At 48.0% G+C, this 23,597-nt stretch carries 20 protein-coding genes; 14 read left to right on the forward strand and 6 right to left on the reverse strand.

Going from position 1 to position 23,597, the window contains the following annotated elements:
- Positions 1 to 12: 12 nt before the first annotated feature.
- Positions 13 to 1,572: a SulP family inorganic anion transporter gene (locus QMA35_RS10160; RefSeq protein ID WP_281647039.1), complete on the reverse strand. Its 1,560-nt coding sequence runs from the start codon at positions 1,570 to 1,572 to the stop codon at positions 13 to 15.
- Positions 1,573 to 1,899: 327 nt separating this feature from the next.
- On the opposite strand from QMA35_RS10160, the gene QMA35_RS10165 reads away from it, so the two are divergent.
- Complete coding sequence (locus QMA35_RS10165) at positions 1,900 to 4,689, forward strand: hypothetical protein (RefSeq protein ID WP_281647040.1); 2,790 nt, start codon at positions 1,900 to 1,902, stop codon at positions 4,687 to 4,689.
- Between the two features lies 1 nt (position 4,690).
- Here the strand turns inward: QMA35_RS10165 and nhaC are convergent, their stop codons facing one another.
- Both nhaC and QMA35_RS10175 read right to left on the reverse strand, forming a co-directional pair.
- A complete protein-coding gene (nhaC, locus tag QMA35_RS10170; protein ID WP_281647041.1) occupies positions 4,691 to 6,151 on the reverse strand; it encodes a Na+/H+ antiporter NhaC in 1,461 nt (486 codons plus the stop codon).
- Between the two features lie 101 nt (positions 6,152 to 6,252).
- Positions 6,253 to 7,026, reverse strand: a complete 774-nt coding sequence (locus QMA35_RS10175; RefSeq protein WP_281647042.1) for a transporter substrate-binding domain-containing protein — start codon at positions 7,024 to 7,026, stop codon at positions 6,253 to 6,255.
- A gap of 118 nt (positions 7,027 to 7,144) precedes the next feature.
- Here QMA35_RS10175 and QMA35_RS10180 point away from each other — a divergent pair, with 118 nt between their 5' ends.
- The 5 genes from QMA35_RS10180 (at position 7,145) to QMA35_RS10200 (ending at position 12,206) form a co-directional block, all read left to right on the forward strand.
- On the forward strand, positions 7,145 to 7,891 hold the full coding sequence (locus tag QMA35_RS10180; protein ID WP_281647043.1) for an amino acid ABC transporter permease: 747 nt from the start codon (positions 7,145 to 7,147) through the stop codon (positions 7,889 to 7,891).
- Positions 7,892 to 7,987: 96 nt separating this feature from the next.
- Positions 7,988 to 9,205 (forward strand): ABC transporter substrate-binding protein, encoded by a 1,218-nt coding sequence (locus QMA35_RS10185; RefSeq protein WP_281647044.1) that lies wholly within the window; start codon positions 7,988 to 7,990, stop codon positions 9,203 to 9,205.
- Between the two features lie 23 nt (positions 9,206 to 9,228).
- Positions 9,229 to 10,956, forward strand: coding sequence for an ABC transporter permease (locus tag QMA35_RS10190; RefSeq protein WP_281647045.1), 1,728 nt, complete (start codon positions 9,229 to 9,231; stop codon positions 10,954 to 10,956).
- Positions 10,946 to 11,599, forward strand: coding sequence for an ATP-binding cassette domain-containing protein (locus QMA35_RS10195; RefSeq protein ID WP_281647046.1), 654 nt, complete (start codon positions 10,946 to 10,948; stop codon positions 11,597 to 11,599). The genes QMA35_RS10190 and QMA35_RS10195 overlap by 11 nt, the downstream gene beginning before the upstream one ends.
- Positions 11,592 to 12,206: a CDP-alcohol phosphatidyltransferase family protein gene (locus QMA35_RS10200; RefSeq protein ID WP_281647047.1), complete on the forward strand. Its 615-nt coding sequence runs from the start codon at positions 11,592 to 11,594 to the stop codon at positions 12,204 to 12,206. The genes QMA35_RS10195 and QMA35_RS10200 overlap by 8 nt, the downstream gene beginning before the upstream one ends.
- 500 nt (positions 12,207 to 12,706) lie before the next feature.
- Here QMA35_RS10200 and QMA35_RS10205 read toward each other — a convergent pair whose 3' ends face one another.
- Positions 12,707 to 12,985, reverse strand: a complete 279-nt coding sequence (locus QMA35_RS10205; RefSeq protein WP_281647048.1) for a hypothetical protein — start codon at positions 12,983 to 12,985, stop codon at positions 12,707 to 12,709.
- 21 nt (positions 12,986 to 13,006) lie between these two features.
- Here QMA35_RS10205 and syd point away from each other — a divergent pair, with 21 nt between their 5' ends.
- Complete coding sequence (gene syd, locus QMA35_RS10210; RefSeq protein ID WP_281647049.1) at positions 13,007 to 13,558, forward strand: SecY-interacting protein; 552 nt, start codon at positions 13,007 to 13,009, stop codon at positions 13,556 to 13,558.
- A gap of 48 nt (positions 13,559 to 13,606) precedes the next feature.
- Here the strand turns inward: syd and QMA35_RS10215 are convergent, their stop codons facing one another.
- Positions 13,607 to 14,536, reverse strand: coding sequence for a rhodanese-like domain-containing protein (locus QMA35_RS10215; protein WP_281647050.1), 930 nt, complete (start codon positions 14,534 to 14,536; stop codon positions 13,607 to 13,609).
- Positions 14,537 to 14,643: 107 nt separating this feature from the next.
- Positions 14,644 to 15,618 carry a hypothetical protein gene (locus QMA35_RS10220; RefSeq protein ID WP_281647051.1) on the reverse strand — a complete coding sequence of 325 codons (975 nt, stop codon included), beginning with the start codon at positions 15,616 to 15,618 and terminating at the stop codon, positions 14,644 to 14,646.
- Between the two features lie 272 nt (positions 15,619 to 15,890).
- On the opposite strand from QMA35_RS10220, the gene QMA35_RS10225 reads away from it, so the two are divergent.
- The 7 genes from QMA35_RS10225 (at position 15,891) to QMA35_RS10255 (ending at position 23,422) form a co-directional block, all read left to right on the forward strand.
- Complete coding sequence (locus QMA35_RS10225; protein ID WP_281647052.1) at positions 15,891 to 16,337, forward strand: DUF3010 family protein; 447 nt, start codon at positions 15,891 to 15,893, stop codon at positions 16,335 to 16,337.
- Positions 16,338 to 16,563: 226 nt separating this feature from the next.
- Positions 16,564 to 17,358 (forward strand): amino acid ABC transporter substrate-binding protein, encoded by a 795-nt coding sequence (locus QMA35_RS10230; protein WP_281647053.1) that lies wholly within the window; start codon positions 16,564 to 16,566, stop codon positions 17,356 to 17,358.
- A 12-nt stretch (positions 17,359 to 17,370) separates the two neighbouring features.
- The gene (locus QMA35_RS10235) at positions 17,371 to 18,039 is read left to right on the forward strand and encodes an amino acid ABC transporter permease (protein ID WP_281647054.1); all 669 of its coding nucleotides are present in this window, start codon (positions 17,371 to 17,373) and stop codon (positions 18,037 to 18,039) included.
- A complete protein-coding gene (locus QMA35_RS10240; RefSeq protein ID WP_281647055.1) occupies positions 18,039 to 18,776 on the forward strand; it encodes an amino acid ABC transporter ATP-binding protein in 738 nt (245 codons plus the stop codon). Before QMA35_RS10235 ends, QMA35_RS10240 begins: the two co-directional genes overlap by 1 nt.
- A gap of 589 nt (positions 18,777 to 19,365) precedes the next feature.
- Positions 19,366 to 21,864 (forward strand): acyl-CoA dehydrogenase, encoded by a 2,499-nt coding sequence (locus QMA35_RS10245; protein ID WP_281647056.1) that lies wholly within the window; start codon positions 19,366 to 19,368, stop codon positions 21,862 to 21,864.
- 100 nt (positions 21,865 to 21,964) lie between these two features.
- The gene (locus tag QMA35_RS10250) at positions 21,965 to 22,576 is read left to right on the forward strand and encodes a DUF938 domain-containing protein (RefSeq protein ID WP_281647057.1); all 612 of its coding nucleotides are present in this window, start codon (positions 21,965 to 21,967) and stop codon (positions 22,574 to 22,576) included.
- Positions 22,577 to 22,651: 75 nt separating this feature from the next.
- The gene (locus tag QMA35_RS10255; RefSeq protein ID WP_281647058.1) at positions 22,652 to 23,422 is read left to right on the forward strand and encodes a hypothetical protein; all 771 of its coding nucleotides are present in this window, start codon (positions 22,652 to 22,654) and stop codon (positions 23,420 to 23,422) included.
- Positions 23,423 to 23,597: the final 175 nt, after the last annotated feature.

A 23,597-nucleotide genomic window follows, 5' to 3' on the forward strand; every position in this document is an offset into this window, starting at 1 on the left:
TTGCATCAAGATCTATGCATTTGTCGCCACAAAATACTTGGGATCTTCGATCACATTCACTTCAACCAGGCTGCCCGCTTTCTTCAAAAGCTTACGACAGTCAGGGCTCAAGTGACGCAAGTGTACAATTTTCCCGGAATTCAGGTAACGCTCTGCCAGAGTATCAATCGCTTCGAGACCGGAATGATCGCTCACCCGTGAGTCAGCAAAATCGACAATCACATCAGTATTATCTTCCTTCGGGTTGAACTGCTGCATAAATTCTGTAGTAGAACCAAAAAACAGCGGACCATGAACCTTGTACACGGTTGAGCCGTTATCATCGTCCAATTTCTCTACGCGGATATGCTTGGCATGTTCCCAGGCAAAAATCAGCGCGGAAACAATCACACCAATCACAACGGCCATAGCCAGGTCAGTCAGCACTGTCACTACAGATACCAGAACGATGACAAAAGCATCGCCTTTTGGAATCTTGTTCATAATGCGCAGGCTACTCCACTCGAAAGTACCCAGCACTACGATAAACATAACACCAACCAGCGCAGCCACAGGAATCATCTCAATCAGAGAGGAGGCAAACAGGATAAAGCACAGCAGAGACAGCGCTGCGGTAATACCGGACAAACGACCTCGACCACCAGAGTTCACGTTAATCATGCTCTGGCCAATCATGGCACAGCCACCCATACCTCCGAAGAAACCGGTGACTACGTTAGCAACGCCCTGCCCCACACATTCACGGTTACTGCTGCCGTGGGTCTCAGTGATTTCATCCACCATACGCAGAGTCAGCAGGGATTCAATAATGCCGATAGCCGCAAGAATCAGGGAGTAAGGGAAAATAATTACCAGCGTTTCCCACGTGAAGGGAACACTAGGGATGCTGAACTCGGGGAGACCACCAGCAATGCCAGCAACATCACCCACACTTTTCGTGTCCAGACCAAGTCCTAGAACCAACCCAGTAACCACCAGAATTGCTGCCAGTGAAGAGGGAATAGCGGTGGTCAGTTTTGGCAGAAAGTGAATAATGGCCATGGTCAACGCCACCAGCCCCAACATGATGTACAAGGACTGACCTTCTATCCATGCGACATCAATCACACTACCCTGCCAAGATGTTCCTTCCAGCCAGCCTGCGCCAGCACTGGTACCGAATTGTCCCAGTTGAGCCAGAAAGATCACAATAGCCAGACCATTCACAAAGCCCAGCATCACAGGGTGAGGCACCATACGGATAAATTTACCCAGCCGGAATACGCCCGCCAGAACCTGCAGAATACCCATCAGGACAACTGTGGCAAACAGGTACTGAACACCATGATCGGCCACCAAAGCGACCATAACCACAGCCAGGGCACCGGTTGCACCGGAGATCATACCGGGGCGACCACCAATAGCCGCGGTAATCAGACCCACCATAAAAGCAGCGTACAAACCAACCAGCGGTTCAACTCCTGCTACAAAAGCAAAAGCTACGGCCTCTGGCACCAGAGCCAGAGCCACTGTCAGCCCGGACAGCAGATCATTTTTTACAGAGGCGACTTTACTCGCATGAAGATCAAACAACAGGAAAGCTCCTTGGAGACCGGTAGATACCACTTCTTATTTCGGTATCAGGTCAAATTTCAGGTAAACAATATTATTTATGGTAGGTCTGTGCGCACATTCTTACTGTTCTTTTTTTCATGAGCCAGCAAAACCGCGCGGAGTATAAAGGCATAGCCAATAGGCTTCAATAAACGACTACGCCTGCTTTTCTGTCATTTTCGACAAAAATCACCGCCAAATACAAGATTCTCCCAACAAACCACAAATTGAATGCCTCTGCTGTTTTATGTGGCTGAACTATACTGCCGCTGCCCATCTGGAAGGAGTCAAAGGTCGGGAGGGAATATGAAAACCATGAAAAACAATCGACCAGTATTCTTCGCAGTGCTTGTTGCGTTCATAAGCGTACTCTGGCCAACCATCAGTGAAGCTGCAATTCCTACTGTTATTACCCTTCAGTGGTTTACCGATAAGCGCGCGATTATGCTTCTGGTTAAGATGCCCTCAGAGCATGCTGAAGATGTCCCTGCCCATCGCCTCCTGCTGCCGGTTGAATATAAAAACTCAGTGATTTTTGAAGGTGTAATGCGCCTGGGAGATGGTTACCTTTATAAAGTCACCCCCAAGCAATCCGTCGGGACGGTTCAGCTCTTTGCTGCAGTACCACTCACACTAACAGTCCAGGCTTCAGATCCTCCACGATCCGACTATGGAACCCCAAAATCAGCAACTCCCGATATTGTTGCAGCTTATACCGGCGAAAATACTCCTCATGGTGTGGTGTTCCGGGTTTTTGATACAAAAGAACATCACACTTCACTGAATGAAGAAGAACTTAGAACGAGTCTTACTGGTTCTGTACAACAGCTTGCGAAAGATTTGGCAACGCTTCACCACTCAGCCTCAGAAAAATATAAAAATGGGCGCACAACCGTTCAAGTATTCTATTCCTATACACAAGGTACTTCTCTGTTAGCCGAAGAAACCTCCTTAAGTACTGTATTTCCCAATTTAGAGTCATCTTCTGAAAAGTTTGATGACGCGGCAGGTGCCCCTGATCCACCAGATACCGATAGTCTCACAAAACAAATGACAGCTCTGAAACTGGAACCATCCGTTCAGGAACAAATGGCGTCACTGGTAAACAAAGAAATGTTGAGCCATGTGCAAAGTGACTTTCCGAATGTTGCCAAGCTAGCTTTGGCTTATCTCCCAAAGTCAGAAGCCGCTCTCACCGTAGAGCCTATCCCCTTTATCATTCTGGCTCAGGCCTTCAAAGATCAGGAAGTCAAGTTGCAAGACCTTCCTGTCTTTTCCGGAACGCAGGCGCGGTCAGACATTGAATTAAAAGCGTTGCAAGCTGTTTATGAACATGATTTTTCGAGTCTTGCTAAACACTCACCACCGCCTGAAAAGGCTGAAAATTCACCGGAAACAGGCATAACAGCTCTGGAACAAGCGTTGCTATCCAAATTGAACAGTGGTGAAAATACTGATGCTGAACTGTGGGATTTGACCAGTACCGTATGGGGGTCGGATAAAGCTTATATTTTTAACGAAGTATGCTCTGGGGCAAACTCTTCCAAGTGCCAGATAGTCACCCCTTTAGACAGTATCAGTGATCCATCGCCCCCAGAAACAACTTCCCATATGGAACTTTATTTCCCTTTAGAGGAAGAACGACTGACTAAACTCGAAAACGCCGCCCGGATTATGGCCCAAAGTTCAACGGCATTACCTGTTTGGAAATATAAAAATCACTGGACCGGTACAAAACTGTTTATCCGGGTTGTGAGTCATGACACCCGCTTCAAACCATTGACCACCCTTCTGAAGGGCCAACCTCTGCTATATCCCAAAGCGTTGAATTACTTTGGCCAAATCCTGCGCGCTTTGGATGCCCTTTACAGGCAGCAATTAATTCCATCACGCATTCATAAAGACAGTATTGTTTTAATGGAAAACAAGAGTTCCCCCTCTGTGCAGTTTTCTTCCACACTCTGGAGCCCCTGTAATTCGTTTGCCGAGGGGTGCTCGGAGCTTTCTGGTAAAGCATTACAAGATAATATCGATGAGCTCCTGAAGTTGTATTTGGAGCTGCGAACCGGTCTGGATCTCAAGACTGTTAGCGATAAAATGACTCTGATTAACTTTTCTGACACGCCCAGTGATGCACAGAGCATGGAAGCGTGGCGTCAATCTCCTACCGAAACCTGGGCCACCTGGATGACAATAACTATCAGTGAAAATGCCCCTACTGATGAACAAAGTTTCATCGCAGGTTTTCAAACACTGCCCAAGGATGCCAACATAGTCCGAAACCTTCTGAATCTGTTGCCTGGATCCCATGCCCCTAATCAACCAAAAGCCGTCGCTACATCTGGCGGCCTGCAGTCTGCCTCACCTGCAACGGTCACCCAAATTCTTCCTACCTTCACGCGCTATTTGAGCTGCGATAAAGGTCACGCTTTGGTACAGAGTTCAACAAGAGATATTGGAGCGGACTATGCCGGGGTTTGTGGTAAGGCAGGAGTGTACTGCAACGCCCCAGACTGCACCCCACACACTGTTACCGATGAGTTTGTTATGCATTGCAGCGAGTGTGGCAACGGCTTGAATGGATACGATAAGTGCATGGCTTCCTGCGCCAGAGCGCTTGGAATACCCGGTTTCCCTCCTTCGGTCACCTGCACAGAAGGTCACTGCATGAAACTGTCTCCGGGAAATATTGATGCCAATCCCCACAAACTCATCATTCACTGTGATGGAAAGGGCTGCACATCCCAACCCAAACAGGACGATATAAGAGGAGAGCACCATTACACGTGTGCCGGCTGCTATGGAAAAGAGGTGGCTGAAGATCAACTTGCTGGTTTTGATTACTGTATTAACTGTGCAGTCTCACAAGGACTGATGTCAGCGCAGCCAACGGGTCCAAAGTCCCACAAGCACAAGATGAAACTGGTGACAACACGGAGCAGTGGCAGACTCTGTAGTAACTGTGGAACAGAAAATCCGGTTCAGCAGTGGCGTTTTCAGTGCCAGTCTTGCCCTCAAGTCAACCTTTGTACGGACTGTGCAGCTACAGAGCTTGAATGGCCAGGAGCCAGAAAGCTATCTACTACCAAACAATAAATCAGGCAGCTCGGGTTTCTTTCGGCGCCACCGGACTCTGTGAAGTTTGCACAAAAACTGCGGCTCCCTCACGAGTTTGGACTTTAAACAAAGCGATACCCAAGTAAGCAAAAACAATGGAAGCACAAGGATTTATCCAGTTCAACAGTGCCCATGGTGCGTATTCCAGTACAGGAACACCCAGGGTTGAAGCAAAAAAGGCACCGCCTGTTGTCCAGGGAATCAGCGCCATGGTCAGAGTGGCTCCTTCTTCCAGAGAACGACTCATAACCGAACGATCCAAACCCTGGCGATCATAAGCTTCCCCGAATAACTGGCCACCAAGAATAATTGACATATAAGCCTCCCCCATGCTGAGGTTGCCCATAAAGCAGGTCAGAATGGTGGTTCCAACCAGAGAAGCGCCCTTCTTAATCTTGCTGAGAATACCGGCCACCAGCACCCGCAAAAAACCAAAGCGACTGAGGATTCCACCAAGAGCCAGAGCCATAAGCGCCAAAGATAATGTCCACATCATTGACGCAATACCGCCTCGCTCCAGCAATTTATCCAGCGTCTCTACACCGGAGCGAATATCACTGCCACTGAACAGGCTATTCAAAACAACACCCAGCTCCCGCTGTTGAACCGTTACCGCCAGAATAACTGCAGACAAAGCCGAGGCCATCATTGCCACTTCTGCTGGCATCCGAAAGCCACTTAGCAGCAACATGACTAACAGAGGTAAAACCGCAACCCAACTGATTTCAAAGGTTCTTTCCAGCCCACTCGTCAGAGTATTCAGTTCACTGACAGGAAGCTGGTGATTGGCGTATTCCATGCCAATCCAACCGAAAATCACCAGTACCAGACAATACACAGGAACGGTTGTGCAACACATGCTTCGAATGTGGCTGTAAAGAGTTGTTTTTGCCGACATCGCCGCTAGGTTGGTGGTATCAGAAACAGGTGACATTTTGTCGCCAAAGCAGGCACCAGAAACGACCATACCCGCAACCACTGGTAGTGGAAATCCCATAGCTGCACCTATTCCCATCAACACCACTCCAGCCGTACCAACGGTTCCCCAACTGGTACCGGTGGCAACAGACATAAGACTGCAGAACACTAATCCGGCAGGGAGGAAGACAGCCGGTTCAATAAATCGCACACCAAAATAAATCAGTGATGCCAGAGTGCCTCCTTCTATCAGAGCTGCAATCAAAACCCCGATCATGATGAAGATATAAATGGCGGTCAGTGCGCCCTTTATACCTTCATTCATAGCATTGCGAACCGCCTCATAGTTATGCCCAAGAAACATAGCGCTAACAGCCGCAATAATAATGCAACCCAGCATTAGACTGTGGAGACTGGTCGAGAGATAAAACAGTCCGACAGCAATAACAGATAAAATCAGTAGAAAAGTAACAAGAGACTGACGAAAGCCGGGCTGTTTAACCGACTCTGTAGTTTGGCTCATCAGAAATGCCCTCCGGGCAGGCAGCGATCAGAAGCACTACCTGAACCAGAGAAAAAGCTCGTGGCAGCTCACGACAAGACTACCATTTCGTGCTCAAAAAATCAGGGCATCCAGCGCTGCTCAAGCTCAGAAAAAAACCCTTGAGCTTTGCGGAAGGTGATCCAGTGATTGACATAATTGATCCACACCTGATCATCCTGAGGCAGTAAAATAGCTAACGGTTTGGCTTTTCTGGGGGCAACCGGAAGAACGACAAGATTCTGGTATTTCGCCACCAGTTTGGAAGCTTCCAGATTGGAGGTCAGGGCAACCTGCGCACGACCAGAGAGTAACTCCTGAAATCCACGGGCCGGTGCTTCCACAGATTTTAAGGTCGCATCAGGAAAATAATCTTTGGCTTCCTGTTCAAAAACAGTGCCCAGTGTCACTGCAACTTTCACAGAAGAGTTGTTAATAGAATCCCACCCAGTGAACTTTTCCAGATCAGAACGTTTCACCAGAGGAACAGTACCTACAGAAAAATAAGGCTGGGAGTAACCAGCAACTTTCGCACGTTTCATATTAATGGATGCACTGGTGGACATATCATATTTATCCGCCACCACACCGTTAACCAGTGTTTTCCAATCTGCAGGTATCAGTTCCAGTTTCACTCCCAGATCCTCGGCCAGTGATTTGGCCAGATCAATATCAAAACCCTGATAATCATTAGTGGCGGGATTACGGAGTGACATAGGATCCCAATCCCCGGTTGTACCCACCCGCAATACACCGTCTTCAAGAATACGTTGCAACCGTGAATCGTCAGCCCACACTTGAGTTAATGTTGCCATCACCAGTAAAGCCAGCAGGGTCAGTCGTTGGAATATCATCATTATTTTTGTCTTTTGGTTTTATATAGATTCTGGTTACTACGCATGGGAAACCATAACGGATTTTTGTCTGCCATCACAACGGGGTATGATGAGTGGATAACAAAACAAAGACCTTGTCATGCAGTTATTATCCCGCCTTTTTCTTGTATTCACATTGTCGTTCGTGCTGACAGGCTGTTCTGATAATTACCAATGGGGTTGGTATATTCTCTCCCCCGCGACAGAAGCCGGGCGCATAAATCTCAGTTTTCTGATTCAGGGGATGGCCTATACCATAGGCATCAGCATACTGGCGTTCTCCATAGCCATGGTTGTTGGCCTATTGGTTGCCCTGCCTGGGCTGTCTTCTCGCAAACCTTTGCTCTATGGCAACCGAATTTATGTAGAGACATTCCGCTCAATTCCGGTGCTGGTGATGATTCTGTGGATTTATTACGGCCTGCCACTGGTGTCTGGGTTGGAGTTTTCTGCTTTTACTGCAGCCGTGATTGCACTGGCTCTGTGTGAAAGCGCATTCCATGCCGAGATTTTCCGTGGAGGAATCAATGGCATTGATAAAGGCCAGTTTGAAGCGTCCGACGCACTTGGCCTGACTTATATACAAAAAATGCGATTGATTATATTGCCTCAGGCTATTCGTAAGATGCTGCCCCCCCTGGCGAACCAGTTTGTTTATATGTTGAAGATGTCGTCTCTGGCTTCCGTGATTGGCGTTCAGGAGCTGACCCGCCGGGCTAACGAATTGCAGATCAGTGAATATCGAGCCATGGAGATTTATTCCGTTCTTGTTTTGGAATATCTGGTACTGGTGCTGCTGTTCTCCTGGTTTGCCCGTAAGTTGGAGAAGAAACAAAACAATCACTAGGGGCGTCAACAAATCTTGTAGTGCCTTTGTTTTTCCATGGTAACAATGGCATCATCCAGCCTTCCTCTCTATTGAATGCTGGTCACAGGATCAACCATGCGCCTGCAGAAAACCCTAAAACAATTAATAACCTGCGCCTCTCTAACAACTTTATCCACTTTAGGTTTTGCCTCCACAAATTTTGCCTCCACCTGGCAAGACACGCTGGAAGAGGCAAAGGGGCAATCTGTTTACATGAATGCCTGGGGTGGTAGTGAATCGGTAAATGATTATCTGGACTGGGCTTCACAAGAAGTTAAGGAAAAGTACGGCCTAACCCTTCATCACGTAAAGGTTGATGATATTTCCAGTGTTATCAGCCGGATTCTGGCCGAAAAAAGCGCTGGCCGAACAAATAAAGGTTCCGTTGACATTGTCTGGATCAATGGCGAAAACTTTCGGGCAATGAAAGATAACGGCCTTCTGCATGGCCCCTTTGTTAACGCGCTGCCCAACTGGCGCCATATCGACACCAAAGATAAACCAACAACCGTAGTTGATTTCGGTGAACCAACTGATGGGCTGGAAGCCCCTTGGGGTATGGCACAACTGGTATTTATGAATGATACCGAAGTTGTACCTCAGCCCCCCAAAAGCATGCAGGAACTGCTCAGTTTCAGCCAAAAGAATCCGGGGCTGTTTACTTATCCAGCGCCACCAGATTTTATCGGTACTACTTTCCTGAAGCAGGCACTTCTCGAACTTGCTGCTGATCCTGCTCGACTGCAAAAACCAGTTAACGACAAGGATTTCAAGCGGATTACCCAACCTTTGTGGAGCTTCCTTGATCAACTCCACCCCCAACTCTGGCGCAGCGGCCGAACATTCCCCACCAGCGCAACAGCGATGATTCCTCTGTTAGATGATGGTGAGCTGGCTATGTCGTTAACCTTTAACCCCAGCGAAGCATCTACTGCAATAAATAATGGTCGCCTGCCCGACTCTGTTCGCACCTATGTCCATAACAATGGCACCATTGGCAACACCCATTTTCTGGCGATACCGTTTAACAGCTCAGCCAATGCTGGAGCCAAAGTGGTGATTAACTTTCTGATGTCACCAGAGGCACAGTTGAGAAAGTCGGATCCGCAGAAGTGGGGAGACCCAACAGTATTGAGCATCGACAGCCTCAATTCAGAAGATAAAAGCGCATTCAAGGCTCAAAAGCTGGGTATTGCCACCCTTCGCCCTGAACAATTAGGAAGCCCGCTTCCCGAACCTCACCCATCCTGGGTGAATGCTCTGGAACAAGCCTGGCAGGAGCGTTACCGTTAAAACAACCGAAGTCTGGCAGTAGTATGAACGCTCATCACACAGGACGTGCAAAGGCACTTGCCTACCTAATCCCTCTGTTGTTCCCGGCCATTATTGTGGCCGGGCTTGCCGGAGTTATTTTACCTGCGTTTGGTTGGTTTCCTGCTTTAGGGTTCCACTCATTTACCCTGACTCCCTGGCAAATCCTGTTCAACACACCGGCACTGATGGAAATGGTACTGGTAACGATGTTTGTTGGACTCAGCACCACCGCCATAGCTTTACTGCTGACACTTATTTTTGCGGTAACCTGCTGGCAAACCCGATTATGGAGAATCACAGCTCGATCACTATCACCCCTGCTGGCAATTCCACACTCAGCACTGGCCATCGGCGCCCTGTTTCTTCTGGCTCCCAGCGGCTTTTTCAGTCGTATAGCAGCAACACCTATGGGGTGGACACGGCCACCTGATATTTTGTCGGTCAATGATCCCCTTGGGCTAAGCCTGATATTTACCCTGGTTCTCAAAGAAGCCCCTTTTTTGTGTTTGATGCTGATTACTGCTGTCAGCCAGACACCGGTGAAGCGTTTACTGACTGCTGGTCGCGCACTGGGTTACAGCCCCCTGCAATGCTGGCTGAAACTGGCCTGGCCACAGGTTTATCCGAAAATGCGTTTATCAGTGCTGATTGTGATGGCATTTTCACTGTCGGTTGTAGATGTCTCCATGATAATTGGGCCCAACCTGCCGCCACTTCTTCCGGTTCAGATTCTCTTCTGGCAACAGAACCCGGATATTACTCAACACCTTCCCGCAGCAGCAGGCGCCTTACTGTTACTGTTACTGGTAATCGCCACTATGGGGCTTTGGTTGTTGGGAGAAAAAACTCTTCAGTTCAATTTGCGGAACTGGCTGACAGCAGGTCACCGCGGTGGACAAAAACCTTTGTTAATGAAATGCGGCAAAATGACCTGGTCAGGAACATTGTTAATGGCTCTGACTGCCTTGATTGTTGTCGCTATCTGGACTTTCGCCTGGCGATGGCGTTTTCCTGATATTTTGCCATCTGTATGGTCGCTGAAATCCTGGATTCGCTATTTCCCCAGATTGCTTGATCCACTGGTAACAACCCTGATTATTGCAGTTTCCAGTTCAGTTATCGGTATTGCTTTGAGTATTCTCTGCCTGGAATTTCGTTCCCCGGAAAAACCCTGGCAAAACCGGGCTGTCACTGCCTTTTTCTATTTACCTTTACTGCTGCCGCAAATGACATTTTTGCTGGGCATACAAACCTTGTTGGTATCGCTGCATCTGGATGGTTATCTAGTCACCGTGATTGGCTGTCATCTATTGTTTGTTTTTCCTTACTGTTATCTCAGCCTTTCAGGTTCCTGGCAGCAATATGATCAGCGCTACACACAGGCGGGAAGATTGCTTTGTGGGTCACCATGGAAAACCTTCTGGCAAGTAAAAATCCCCATGCTGCTGACTCCTCTATTAACCACCCTGGCTCTTGGTATTGCCGTTAGCACAGCCCTCTATCTGCCAACGCTAATGACCGGCGCCGGTCGCTATGAAACTTTGACCACAGAAGCTGTTGCCCTTGCGTCAGGCGGCAATCGCCGCTTACTTGCTCTCTATGCACTTATGCAAATGCTGGTTCCCATGCTGTTTTTTGCGGCAGCATTATTAACACCTCGATGGCTGCATATTCGTCGCAAAGGATTTTCTCTCTCGGCCGGCCAAAGGACATCTCGCAATGAGTCTTGAACTGGATAATATCTCTCTGGCTGTTGCTGGACGTACATTGTTGGAAGAGTTTTTCCTGACCATTAAGGCTGGTGAAATCGTCTCCATTATGGGGCCGAGTGGCTGTGGTAAATCCACTCTGCTTTCGGTGATTTGCGGCGCCCAAAGTCCAGCTATTACAACCTCTGGCAATATTATTGTGAACGGTCACAATGTCACTGATATGGCTATGGAAAAACGCCGAATCGGACTGTTATTTCAGGATGACCTTCTGTTCCCCCATATGACTGTGAACGGTAATCTAGCTTTTGCGCTTCCCGCAGGATTATCAGCGAGAGAGCGCAGCTATCGAATCGATGAAGCCCTGGCCGCCGCCGACTTGCCTGGTTACGGCAATATGCATCCTGATAATTTGTCTGGTGGACAACGCGCACGTATCAGCCTTATGCGCACCCTGCTGGCGGAACCAGAAGCTCTGCTTCTGGACGAACCCTTTTCCCGATTGGACGCTCATTTACGACAGCAAATGCGTAACTTTGTGTTTGATACAGTGAAAGATAAACAGATCCCGGCTCTGCTGGTGACCCACGACCGCCAAGATTGTTGTGAACGTATTATTGAGCTGAATGCTTCCAAGACTATCTCTGGAGACGTTCATGATTGATCGCTGGACTCACGCCTGGGTACAAAAACCCCTGAATGTTTTTGCCAAATCCATGATCGGTCGAGTCACTCCCGACCAATTAACTTTTGGTGGATTTATTATCGGCATGCTGGCTGTTCCACTGCTGGCTATGGAGTGGTATACCCCAGCTCTGGTTGCTATTGTTATCAACCGGATTATGGATGGCCTGGATGGCACTTTAGCCCGCTATACCCAAACGTCCGATGCCGGAGGCTTTCTCGATATCTGCTTAGACTTTCTCTTCTATTCCGCTGTTATCTTTGGCTTTGCACTGGCAAACCCGGAACAAAATGCTCTGGCAGCTGCCTTTCTGATATTTTGCTTTATTGGCACCGGCAGCAGCTTCCTTGCTTTTGCGATTATGGCGGAAAAACATCAGCTGGCTCGCATTCAGTTTGACAATAAATCCCTGCACTACCTGGGAGGTTTAACTGAAGGTACTGAAACCTTATTGTTTTACATTGCTATCTGCCTGTGGCCCCAGCAATTCTCAATATTGGCTGTTATTTTTGGAGGCCTGTGCCTGATTACTGTTTTCACCCGTATCTATGGTGGTTACCAGACACTGTCTCGCATTCAATCATAATCTCACTAAAGAGCCGCGGTTGATCCTGAGCGTTCATAGAGTGGTTGCGCGACAAAAAGGCCGTAGAACACCTGAAGTGTTATTTCTGACATTGTTAAATAGATATTTGATTGACAGGGCTTTCTGTTTATAAGGCTTATAAGAACCAAATCAACCGCGATGTGAGCTTTCATCCACCGGTATAAATAACACCGATTTCAGGGGGCTGCTTTATGCACCAGTTCAAAACCACCAAACTCATAGAGCAAATGTGTCAACTGCGTAGTATTACTATTTTCAGCATGATTGAGTGGTATAGGCATATAGTCCAAGTCTTCATCCCCACAGACTGTTTTCCAGTGTTTCAGCTGCCAGAGTGACTGAATATCATCGTAAAGCAGTAAAACCCTTCCCTCTGCGCCATCCTCTGCGCCATCCTCTGCAAACGGCCCTCCGAGAGAAAATGTTCCAATTTCAACCCAACGCCTGATTTTTCGACAACAGCTCTTAAACAGCTTGACTCATCCTTCAGAAACCGCTTCTGCAAAGTAGGTGCAGCCTTTATCATTAAATTGAGAAAAATGGGCGACAGTGTCTCGATGGTTGCTAACTCCTCGGAGATTATTCCCCTGAGCCAGCACATTTGAGGATTGAACAAGCCATAAAAAACTGTGTGAGATGAGTGTAGCTGGTCTCCCTGCAAGCAGTTGTATTTTGTAAGCTTTATAGCTATTTAAGGAACAGGGTAACAATTGCTCTACTACTGATGAGCCGTCATAATCTGCCACGCTGCTATTCATTCATTCTCAAGCAGATACCCCATGAAAGATGTTTCACCCGCAACACAGCAAGCCCTAACTCAGCTCCATAATAGTTTCAGGGAAAAAAACCTGAATCATTCAGGAACACTACCAGTGTGTGATAAAGACCCTGAGTGGCCGTCCCCCTGTGAGCAAGCTCATCCCGATTTGAAGCTGAGTTACTGGGAAGCTGTGAGCTGTCCGGACACTTTGGATTTCTCAGGCCTTGAAACCGCTCTGGGGCTAAAGCTTCACCCGGATATTGCCAGTTACTACACCAGCTTTTACAGCAACAATATCCCTGTCTGTTGTGACGACGGTAATCTGGAACTGCTGCAGGTATGGAATCGAGATGATTTTGATCGGCTGCAGCAAAACCTGATCGGTCACCTGATGATGAAGAAAAAACGCAAACAAAACCCCACCGTTTTCTTCGCGGTTACCGATGACGATGAGATTATTTTGTCCGTATTAAATGAAACCGGGGAAGTTTGGGCAGAAAGAGTAGGGAAAAACCCACACAGGAAAATGGCAAACAATCTAGCTGAGTTTCTGGAAAACTTAACTGTATAGCCTGTCTGCACGGGAACCACTGCGTTTTCCGTGCAATATCCCTTTAAATCACTTCACCATAGCCAAAGCGTCATCAGCAGCCCAATTCCACATTGAACCGTCATAATTTCTCACCTTTTCATAGCCGGTCGTTTTGAGGGCAACAGTAACCAGGCCAGCACGAATACCTCCAGTACAATAAACAATAATTTCATCGCCCTTACTGATTCCAACTCCAATCATCATGGATTCAATGTCAGACTGGGTTTTCAGAAAACCATTGCTGTCGAGAAAGTCCTTGTAAAAGATATGAACGGCCCCTGGAATTCGACCGTCACGCACCTCACCATAATTCTTTTTGCCGTCATACTCTTCCCGTTCCCGGGTATCCAACAGTTTCAATTTATCAAGGTTGGCAGCAACATATTCGGTGGTGGCATAAATGGTTTTGTCTTTATCAATAATGACAGAACCATAATCATTTCGCTCAGACTTTGAACTCATCATAAAGCCAGCATTTTTATAGGCTCTGATACCACCATTAAGAATGGCTGCATCGTCAATACCCGCATAGTTAAGCATCCATACTAGTCGCCCATCTTCGCCAAAGCCATCCAGCGGATCGATATAGACAACAACCCTGCTGTTTTTGGAGATACCTAGTTTGCTAATTTCCCGGGCAAGCTGATCATCCGGTAATAACAGGCCATGATTTTTATCTGAAGGATCACCCATAAAGCTGAACTGAGACCAGGCAGCATGCACAGCACCAGGAATGTGCTCATCGTCATAATCATCTTCGCTGCGGGCATCAACGATAATCAAATTGGCATCATCAAGATGATGATTCAGCCACTGAGCCGAAATCAGATATTCTGGGTGTGTATAAGTATCTGGTAGAGAAACCTTCTGACCGACGAGCGTTGCCGCTTGTGCTTTTTCACATCCGGCCAGCCCGGTAACAACAACTGCCATAACAAGAAACCCGCGTAATCCCATGAAACCCCACAAACTCTACGCCATAAACGCTGCGATTGTGTACCGCAAAGTCTATGGATAAAGGGCTCCGGTAACGTGATGTTAATCAGCACTATGCAAGCATCACTTTAAATTTGATCCAGATAGGCTTTACGAAACATCACTAGCCGTGGGCGGGTTGAACGGCGGGCATCAAACAGAAAAACATAATCTTCACCATCATCTGCCGCTGGGATAGTTCTCTGGTATTTTCTGCCGGCAATTTTAAACACCTGCTCTCCGGCAGAAACCTTCGCTTTAACCCGATACTGATCTTTGCCGAGAAACTCAAATACCTGGGTATTAATCTGGGAACCGGCTAGTTTCAGCCTTTTATAGGAGGGTTTCCCCGGCCGCCCAGCCTTAAGAACTTTCTCAAGGCGAGTCACCTCTCTCTTAACATAAGCGAGCAGTTCCTGAGTTAATGGATCTTGCCCTTCCTCGGGAGCAGCACCAGCCTTTGTTACAGACGGTGCGGATGTCACCACTGGCTGAGGTTTCACCTGCTTTATCGGTTTGATGCTCTTCTTACTAACGACCTTCTTAACAGGGGCTTTCTTTTTAGAAACCTTTTTCTCTTTGGCTTTCTTTTCCGCAATGTTTATGCGCTGTTTTTGCTGCTCAATACGCTGATTACCCTGATCAATCCGGCTGACCAATTCCACCTTTTCAGCCTCAAGCTCCGCAAGACTTTTCTGAATTCTGTTGACAGATTTCTCACGGATGCGAAAACTGCGCTTAGCCATTTCCAAAGAGTATTCTGCCAGCTTAACGGCACGCTGATTCGCCTTGGTATTCTGCTGCTCCAGTTTCAGTTTGTTTTGTTCAAGGTGAATTTGGGCGTCGGTAAGACGCTGCATGTCGACATTAAGCTTTTCCTGAGCAATATCATGCTTGTAAAGATAGGCTTCTTCGTCCTGACTCAAGCCAAGGAGTTCTGCCTGACGGTTTTCCTGAGCCTGAATAAAAGCACCAAGGGCTTCTTTTTCCCGCGAAACCGAACCAGAAGCCAATTGTGCAAGTAGAAGGAAAGAAATGACTGCAATAAGATTTCGGACGAGCATTCAACAGCCCTGTTATGGTTATTATGCTGTTTATGACAAAGATATTTAAACGGCTTGTCGCTTATCAACTGACTCTAACCAGCACCGCTCCTAACTTCAATAGCACTGAGCAACACTGTGGCCACCTTCCGGTCAGGAGTTTCCCTGTTGACCTTTCAGCATTAGCGCCCCCTAACAAGCCAGCCGTAAGTATTACTACCTGTATTGCACTATTTTCATTCAGGCTCAGGTTATAATCATGCGTTTACATATCTATTTGGTCATTCCATACAATGAAAGTCTGTAGTGTTGATATTCAGGGCAGCGAAGCCCTGTTCTGCATATTGTCCCTCGATAACGGCCTGATGAGCACCCACGACTGCCGCCAGACTCGTATTCCCCTGAAAAAGGCTGACGAGCAAACCAGCGATACTGAGCAGGTACGCCGCTTCCAGCAAATTTTTGCCAAACTCTGCGAAGATTACCAAATCGAAAATGTGGTTATCCGTGAGCGGCCCAAAAAAGGAAAGTTTGCCGGTGGTGCCGAAGGCTTTAAAATTGAAACTGCTATCCAGTTGATCTCTGGTGTGCGAGTGGAGCTGATGTCTAACCATGCCATTAAGGAACAACTCAAACACACTCCCCTTCTGGTTGACTCCCGTGGGGCCGGCCTCAAAAAGTTCCAGGAATCTGCGTTCCAGACGGGTTTTGCCTGGCTGAATAAAGTGCGGGCCAGATAACCTCTGACTATGCCTTCTGCCGCATCAGGCGACAGAGGGCGCATATTCCTTTTTGTTATATTTAAATAGTTATTTATCATTTCTGGTGGCTGCAGAAATCACGTAACTTCGCCTACAAACTATCGGAATGTTTGTTTCTCAGAACACCCTCCTCCGATACATCTAATAAGCTGAACCAATTCAGCAACAACTTTGTACTTAAAAACTAAAGTGAGGCGTAGAGTCTATGTTTCGTCGTTTATCTGCGATGGTTCTGACTGTTGTCATGTCCGTCTTCCTTGTTGCCTGTGGCAATCAGGACAATTCATCTGCAAACAATGAGTCTGCTGAAACTGAGGCTGTCAAAGTTGGTATGTCTGGCAGTTATTACCCTTTCACCTTTGTTGAAGGTGGTGAACTGCAAGGGTTTGAGGTTGATGTATGGAATGAACTGGGTAAGCGTCTGAACCGCCCGGTGGAGTTTACTACAGCCCCCTTCTCTGGTCTGTTTGGCATGCTGGAAAGCCAGCGGATTGATACAATCTCCAATCAGATTACCGTGACCGATGCCCGTCTTGAGAAATACAACTTTGCAGACACTTATGTATACGACGGCGCTCAAATCACCGTTAATGCAGACAACACTGATGTCAGCTCCCTTGAAGACCTGAAAGGCAAGAAAGTCGCGGTCAACCTTGGTACCAATTTCGAACAGTTGCTGAGAGATTTTGACCCCGACGGCGATATCGAAGTACGTACCTACGACACAGGTATAGAGCAGGAAGTTGCCCTTGGCCGTGCAGATGCCTTTATTATGGATCGCCTTTCCGCAGCGGAATTGGTGAAAAAATCCGGTCTTCCGCTCAAACCTGCCGGTAAACCTTTTGAAGTAATCGAAAACTCCATGCCGTTTCTGAAAAACGACACCTCCGAGCAACTGCGTATTCAGGTAAACCGTGCTCTCACTGAGATGCGTGCGGATGGCACCCTGAAAACCATTTCGGAAAAATGGTTTGGTACAGATGTGACCCAGGAAGGTTGATTGAGAGAAACCATGACCGAGTTTGATTTCCCCTATGCTGCCGACCTTCTGCCTCAGTTGATCAGCGCATTACCTGCCACCTTAGGCATGACAGTTCTGGCTACCGTATTGGCACTGGGGCTTGGTCTGGTTATGGCACTGGTTCAGGTTTTTCAGGTCAAAGGCCTGAACCGGTTAACCGACATTTATATTTCCTTTTTCCGTGGCACACCGCTGCTGGTGCAACTATTCCTGCTTTACTATGGCTTGCCGCAGATCTTTCCATCAATGACCTCTGTCACCGCCTTTCAAGCTGTGACTTTGGGATTGGGTTTGCACTTTGCCTCCTACATGGCAGAGAGTATTCGCGGCGCAATTGTTGGCATTGATAAAAGTCAAATGGAAGCATCGCTCAGTGTCGGCATGGATCGCTTAACCGCCATGCGCCGTATAGTTTTACCGCAGGCTTCCCGCATTGCCCTACCAGGGCTGATGAACAGTTTTATCGATCTGCTCAAAAGTACATCTCTGGCATTTACCCTTGGTGTGGCGGAAATCATGTCCAGAGCTCAGCTGGAAGCGGCTTCAAGTTTTAACTTCCTGGAAAGTTATCTGGTGCTTGCACTGGTTTACTGGCTGCTTGTTATTGTCATGACCTGGGCACAGAAACTCACGGAACAACGCCTTGGAGAGGCTTACTGATGGCATTGGCTGAAGTCACCAATCTGCATAAAACTTTTGGCAACAATGTTGTGTTGGATGGTATTGACCTGCAGATTGATCAGGGCGAGATCGTGGTTATTCTTGGCCCATCCGGCAGTGGTAAATCCACCCTGCTGCGTTGTCTGAATTATCTGGAAACGCCTGAACAAGGCACCGTCACGATTGCCGGTCATTCTGTTGATGCCCGGGCAGCAAATAAGAAAAACATTATTGCACTGCGAAGACAAACGTCTTTTGTCTTCCAGAATTACGCATTGTTTAAAAACAAATCCGCTTTGGGAAATATCACCGAAGCACTGACCACAGTGAAAGGTTTGCCTGCGACTCAGGCAGAAGCTATCGCTATGGATATTCTGAAAAGTGTGGGGCTGGAAGATCGCCGAGATGCCTGGCCGTCAGAATTGTCAGGCGGTCAGCAGCAGCGCATTGGTATTGGCCGGGCTATGGCTCTTGATGCTGAGCTGATGTTGTTTGATGAACCAACATCAGCTCTTGATCCGGAAAAAGTTCATGAAGTATTGGACTTGATGAAACAACTGGCTTTGCAGAAGCGAACCATGATTGTCGTGACCCACGAGATTCCTTTTGCCCGGGAAGTGGCAGACCGAATTATTTTTATGGATGGCGGCAAAATCATTGAACAAGGGACTCCCACTCAGTTGCTGGATAATCCGCAGGATGAGCGTACCCAGGCATTTCTCAGGCAAGTTCTATGAATCACACTCGTTCTTGTTGCCGAGCTTAAGGAGTCAACAAGAACGAGAGTGTATCCTATCCCTGTATGTGGCCTACCAACGTCTGATCATCCAGAGCCTGATATCCGAATTTGGCCGTGTCTCGTATATTCCCCTTCAATAACCAATATATGTACGAGGCCAGGTATGGAACTCTTATCAATGTCACTGACGGCACACAGCAGTCTATCGGGCTCCACATCCACCAACGTGCGCAGCCAGTGGCTGCGCCTTTGGTCGCACCTGCTCCCTGATGCAGAAACAATTGGGTGGCGAAAATCAGACTCATGACGGACTTGTCTGAGACTACTCAGACCTCTCTGACATTCTGACCCCTTCGGTCAGAGATGTATCAGCGGATTCCGATACTGAATCCATTGAGTCGATATCTCTACGCGAAATCGCAGATATTAGGGAACCATACCGAATAACTGTAAAGATTCAGTTGGAACAATAGATTTCTTTTCTTTGGCTATTATGCCAGCACGCCTACTCGCTCCTGCCAGTATCAGCAGCCCGCGAATGTGGTTCTATGGCCAGCAGTTTTTCTAGTCAATGAGGCAACAACTTTATGTGGACCCTGCTGTTAATCGCAGCCTTGATTGGCCTGGCTTATAAGCGTGCCAGCCTGACCACGGCAACAATCACCTTTGCCGCTTACACTCTGGCTATCTGGTTATTCGGCACGTCTGGTACTTTGACTGCCCTTGGTGCCGTTCTGACCGCTGTTTTCGGAGTACTTTCTCAAGCAGGTTTCCGTGCCAGCACCATCACTAAACCAATCTTCAGCCTCTATAAAAAGCTGCTGCCAGAAATGTCCGACACAGAGAAAACCGCCCTCGAAGCCGGTACTGTATGGTGGGATGGTGAAATGTTTTCCGGCAAGCCAAACTGGAACAAACTGAAGAAGCACCCGAATCCTGAAATGAGCCAGGAAGAGCAGAACTTCCTTGCCAATCAGACAGAAACTCTTGCTTCCATGATCGACGAGTGGAAGATCAACAACGATGGCGACATGGCCCCAGAAGTCTGGGATTACATGAAGAACGAACGCTTCTTCGCCATGATCATTCCCAAGCAATACGGCGGCCTTGGTTTCTCTGCCCAGGCTCAGTCTGCGGTTCTACAGAAGCTGTCTGGCCTTTCCGGTGCTGCCTTTTCTACTGTAGGTGTTCCTAACTCTCTCGGCCCCGGTGAGCTGCTGCTCAAGTATGGTACTGAAGACCAGAAGAATCACTACCTGCCTCGCCTGGCCGATGGCCGTGAAATCCCATGCTTTGCTCTGACGGGCCCCCGCGCGGGTTCTGATGCCACCTCCCTGCCGGATACCGGCACAGTGTGCAAAGGTGAATTTGAAGGCAAGGAAGTACTGGGCATTCGGATGAATTTCTCCAAGCGTTATATCACCCTGGCTCCGGTAGCCACCGTGGTAGGTATGGCGTTCCGGATGTTTGACCCTGAAGGCCTGCTGGGTGACGAGAGCGATATCGGTATTACTGTTGCTCTGCTGCCTCGCGGTCTGAAAGGTATGGACATTGGCAATCGCCACAAGCCTCTCGGCTCTCCATTCATGAACGGTCCGGTTCACGGCGAAAATGTATTTATCCCGCTGGACTTCATTATCGGTGGCCCGGACATGCGTGGTCAGGGCTGGAAGATGCTGGTTGAGTGTCTCTCCGTTGGCCGCTGCATCACTCTGCCTTCCTCCGGTGCAGGTGGTGGCAAGTACGGTATTGCTGCAGCAGGTGCTTACAGCCGGATTCGTCGCCAGTTTGGTGTACCCATCTCAAAGCTGGAAGGTGTGCAGGATGCTATCGCTCGCATCGCTGGTAACGCTTACACCGCAGCCGCAGGCGCACGCGTTACTGCTATTGCTGTTGACCAAGGTGAAAAGCCTTCCGTACCTTCTGCCATTCTCAAGTACAACCTGACCGAGATGGCCCGTCAGACTGCGCTGGACAGCATGGATATCCACGGTGGTAAGGCCATTATTACTGGCCCTAACAACTACGTGGCGACAGGTTATGCTTCTGTACCCGTTGCTATTACTGTTGAAGGCGCAAACATTCTGACCCGATCCATGATCACCTTTGGCCAGGGCGCGATTCGTTGCCACCCTTATGTGCTCCCAGAAATGAATGCAGCCAAAGAAAACAATTTGAAAGCGTTTGATAAAGCTCTGTTTGGTCACTTCGGTTTTATCTTCTCCAACGCGGCACGTTCTGCTGTACTGGGTCTGACGGGTGCAGCCTTTACCTCTGTGCCATACAGCGGTCCAACAAAAAAGCACTACCAACAGATCAATCGTTATGCGTCCTCTTTCGCCCTGACAGTTGATATGTGCATGTTCTCCCTGGGGGGTGAACTGAAGTTCCGTGAGCTGATTTCTGCCCGTCTGGCGGATATGGTGTCCAAAATTTACCTGGCCTCATGCGTGCTCAAGCACTGGGAAGACCAGGGTAAGCACAGCGCCGACCTGCCACTGGTAGACTATGCCTGTCAAAAGCTGTTCTTTGAGTTTGAAGAAGCACTAGATGGCGTACTGAGCAATCTTCCTGCCCGCCCAATGGCCTGGCTGCTCCGTGGCCTGACCCTGCCTCTTGGCCGCCGTGCCCAGAAGCCTGGTGACAAACTGATCAACCGTGTGGTTGAACTGACTTCGTCCAAGAGCGAAACCCGTGAACGTCTGATCAGTGGCATCTATCGCAGTGACACCCGCACGAATGGTGAACGCAACCCTCTGGCAGTTTACGACTCTCTGCTGGAGCGTGTGGACCGTGCTGACCCCATTTACAAGAAGATTGCTCAAGCACTGAAAGCTGGTCAGTACAACGAAGCTGAGCTCACTATTGAAGGTCGCATCACAGAAGGCGTTGCCATGGGCGTGCTGACTCAGGAAGAAGGCGACTTTATGCAGACCTTCGAGAAAGACGTGCTGGATATGGTCAATGTTGATGACTTCCCACTGGAGCACTTTGGCCCGGTAGCGGAAAACCATGACAAGATGGCCAAATCACCAAAAACAAACCGTAGAAAAAAAGCAAAGCAACAGGACAATAAAGCTGCCTAATAGCTGAACCTCCTGTAACAAGCCCCGGCACTCCCGGGGCTTTTTTATTTACCCCTAAATACTCTATTATCTTTCTGAAATATTCAGTGGGTACATTCAAGTGGACAAACCTTTTTCTCAGGCTTGTGAAAACAATAAAGAGCCAATCCTGAATGTTTTAAAACACCATTTTGATAATGCCAGCCTCGTGCTTGAGATTGGCTCCGGAACTGGCCAGCACGCAGTATGCTTCTCTCAAAACCTCCACCACTTAACATGGCAGACGTCTGATCTTTTAGAAAACCACCAAGGTATATACCGCCAAATAGCAGACTGTGAGCAGAGCAATCTACGCCCTCCCCTTGAACTGAATGTTGACAACACCCCCTGGCCATTAACCGAGTTTGATGGGGTATTCTCTGCTAATACGGCACATATCATGTCTTGGCAGAGCGTTGCATCAATGTTTCAGGGTATTGGCCAATATCTTAAATCTGAAGGTGTTTTTTGTCTTTATGGCCCCTTTAATTATCAAGGAAACTTCACATCAGAAAGCAACGCCCGATTTAATGACTCACTGCAACAACGCGCTAAACATATGTCCATCAGAAACTTTGAGGCCATCAATCAACTGGCCAGAAAAAATTCCATGAAACTGATTGAAGACAACCCCATGCCAGCCAATAATCGTTTGCTGGTTTGGAAAAAACATCACACTCAACAACACATTTGAAAGCCAAATTAAAGAGGCAAAGCTTTCCCTTTTCCTGATTCGGTCTACCCTGTACTCGCAATTTATTCGGGTCAGGTGACAAATGAAATTAACGAGTTCTCTAACTTCTGGATTGCTAGCTATATTCTTACTCTGCAATCATTCTTTAGCGAGCGAAGCCAACCACAGCTGCCCGAAGGTTTTGAAACGCGCTTGCGTGCCAACAACCAATCTCTCGTTTACTGGCATGCCAAAGGTGAGACCACAAACCTGTTATTCATGGGTTTAGGTACGGCAATCATTTACCGACTCCTTCCTACCAACATTAAGAGTTTTGAATACTACGCGCTCGGCGCTGGTGTACTGACTGATTTAACAACCTCTCAGAACTGGACAGACCTTACCTTTCGCCTTGGTGGCCGCCTCCCTCTGCATTATTGGCGTAATTATTTTCCCAGCGACATACTCTCCTATCATTTCATGGCTATTGAAAACCTTCTTTTGGAAGCGCCGAACCTGTCTTTAGGAGTCATAGAGTTACTTAAACAGAGAAAACAGATCTATCAGGATATTAACCACATTATCCCTGGGTCTGGTTTTGACAAACAGCACTTGCACATTTCTTTGCACCCCGAAGAAAACGGAACATTACAAATCCACTTCCCCAAAGCTAAGGTTACCATCTGTGGAGAAGCGGATGATCCCTCGCTGTTTCCAGAAGAACCGTTGGCAAAGCTTGTGTGCCAATCTCAGAAGTTAAACATTAAACAACTGAATATAATCCCACTGGAGGGCAAAAAACCGCACCTCCAAGTCACCGCTTTCCACAGGGCAATTGCATCAAATAGGTACCATCGAGCCACATAATTTGTAGTAGTCTCTGATTCCCATTTATCAGACTCGTATTTCAGCATGGAAGCCCAGCAGTATCAGCCCCTGACAGCCTTTCTCGCCAAAGTTTCTGACCCTCGCTGCGAAGGCATGTGCGACCATAATCTTCTCGATATTCTTGTCATCGCCGTCTGCGCAATGATTTGCGGGG

The sequence above is a fragment of the Parendozoicomonas sp. Alg238-R29 genome (genome assembly GCF_947331445.1).
GTDB lineage: Bacteria > Pseudomonadota > Gammaproteobacteria > Pseudomonadales > Endozoicomonadaceae > Sansalvadorimonas.

Bases quoted from the DNA above. Each gene is read 5' to 3' on its own strand.
- syd (WP_281647049.1), top strand. From the start codon at position 13,007: ATGAAAGATGTTTCACCCGCAACACAGCAAGCCCTAACTCAGCTCCAT.
- QMA35_RS10230 (WP_281647053.1), top strand. From the start codon at position 16,564: ATGTTTCGTCGTTTATCTGCGATGGTTCTGACTGTTGTCATGTCCGTC.
- QMA35_RS10175 (WP_281647042.1), bottom strand. From the start codon at position 7,026: ATGATGATATTCCAACGACTGACCCTGCTGGCTTTACTGGTGATGGCA.
- QMA35_RS10235 (WP_281647054.1), top strand. From the start codon at position 17,371: ATGACCGAGTTTGATTTCCCCTATGCTGCCGACCTTCTGCCTCAGTTG.
- QMA35_RS10205 (WP_281647048.1), bottom strand. From the start codon at position 12,985: ATGAATAGCAGCGTGGCAGATTATGACGGCTCATCAGTAGTAGAGCAA.
- QMA35_RS10220 (WP_281647051.1), bottom strand. From the start codon at position 15,618: ATGCTCGTCCGAAATCTTATTGCAGTCATTTCTTTCCTTCTACTTGCA.
- QMA35_RS10180 (WP_281647043.1), top strand. From the start codon at position 7,145: ATGCAGTTATTATCCCGCCTTTTTCTTGTATTCACATTGTCGTTCGTG.
- QMA35_RS10240 (WP_281647055.1), top strand. From the start codon at position 18,039: ATGGCATTGGCTGAAGTCACCAATCTGCATAAAACTTTTGGCAACAAT.
- QMA35_RS10165 (WP_281647040.1), top strand. From the start codon at position 1,900: ATGAAAACCATGAAAAACAATCGACCAGTATTCTTCGCAGTGCTTGTT.
- QMA35_RS10185 (WP_281647044.1), top strand. From the start codon at position 7,988: ATGCGCCTGCAGAAAACCCTAAAACAATTAATAACCTGCGCCTCTCTA.
- QMA35_RS10245 (WP_281647056.1), top strand. From the start codon at position 19,366: ATGTGGACCCTGCTGTTAATCGCAGCCTTGATTGGCCTGGCTTATAAG.
- QMA35_RS10215 (WP_281647050.1), bottom strand. From the start codon at position 14,536: ATGGGATTACGCGGGTTTCTTGTTATGGCAGTTGTTGTTACCGGGCTG.
- QMA35_RS10190 (WP_281647045.1), top strand. From the start codon at position 9,229: ATGAACGCTCATCACACAGGACGTGCAAAGGCACTTGCCTACCTAATC.
- QMA35_RS10195 (WP_281647046.1), top strand. From the start codon at position 10,946: ATGAGTCTTGAACTGGATAATATCTCTCTGGCTGTTGCTGGACGTACA.
- nhaC (WP_281647041.1), bottom strand. From the start codon at position 6,151: ATGAGCCAAACTACAGAGTCGGTTAAACAGCCCGGCTTTCGTCAGTCT.
- QMA35_RS10225 (WP_281647052.1), top strand. From the start codon at position 15,891: ATGAAAGTCTGTAGTGTTGATATTCAGGGCAGCGAAGCCCTGTTCTGC.
- QMA35_RS10200 (WP_281647047.1), top strand. From the start codon at position 11,592: ATGATTGATCGCTGGACTCACGCCTGGGTACAAAAACCCCTGAATGTT.